1 protein-coding gene is annotated in these 693 nt (G+C 66.1%); it reads right to left on the bottom strand.

Translation table 11 applies throughout. The features are described 5' to 3' along the window. A partial coding sequence (locus tag FLO80_RS23630) for a PhoH family protein (RefSeq protein WP_149187123.1) occupies positions 1-675 on the bottom strand: 675 nt, incomplete at its 3' end. Positions 676-693 lie beyond the last annotated feature (18 nt).

Raw genomic sequence — 693 nt, forward strand, 5'->3', positions numbered from 1 at the left:
GCGCATGTAGGCCAGCGGCGCGACCTCGATGACGTTGCGCTCGATCAGCTTGGCCACGTGTTCGAAGCCGAGCATCTCGTAGAGCGCGTCGTAGAGTGGGCGCAGGTAGGGGTCGATCTTCTGCGACAGGTCGCCGGGAAGGAAACCGAGCTTCTCGCCGGCCTCGACCGCCGGGCGCACCAGCAGGATGCGGCGGATCTGCTCGCGCTCCAGGGCGTCGACGGCGCAGGCCACGGCGAGATAGGTCTTGCCGGTGCCGGCCGGGCCGATGCCGAACTTGATGTCGTGGTCGAGGATCGCCTTGACGTAGCGCTGCTGGTTGGCGCCGCGCGGGCGGATGTGCGCCTTGCGCGATTTCAGGGTGACCTGCGGCGCGCTCTGCAATTCCTCGAGGTCTTCCAGGCCGGACTCCTGCAGGTACAGGTGCACGGTGTCGGGGGTGAGATCGGTGCCGTTCTGCGCCTCGCGGTAGAGACGCTGCAGCAGGCGTTCGGCGACCTTGGTCCGGCGCGGTTCGCCGGCCAGTTCGAACTGGTTGCCGCGGTTGCGGATCTCGATGTCGAGGCGTTTCTCGATCTGGTGGAGATGCTCGTCGAACTGCCCGCAAAGTGTCGCGAAGCTGCGGGCGTCGAACGGCTCGAGGATAAAGCGATGAAGTTCCTGGGGGGCGTTCAAGGTGTTCTGTCGTACTCG

Origin of the sequence: Aquicoccus porphyridii (assembly GCF_008369105.1) — a bacterium.
GTDB lineage: Bacteria > Pseudomonadota > Alphaproteobacteria > Rhodobacterales > Rhodobacteraceae > Aquicoccus > Aquicoccus porphyridii.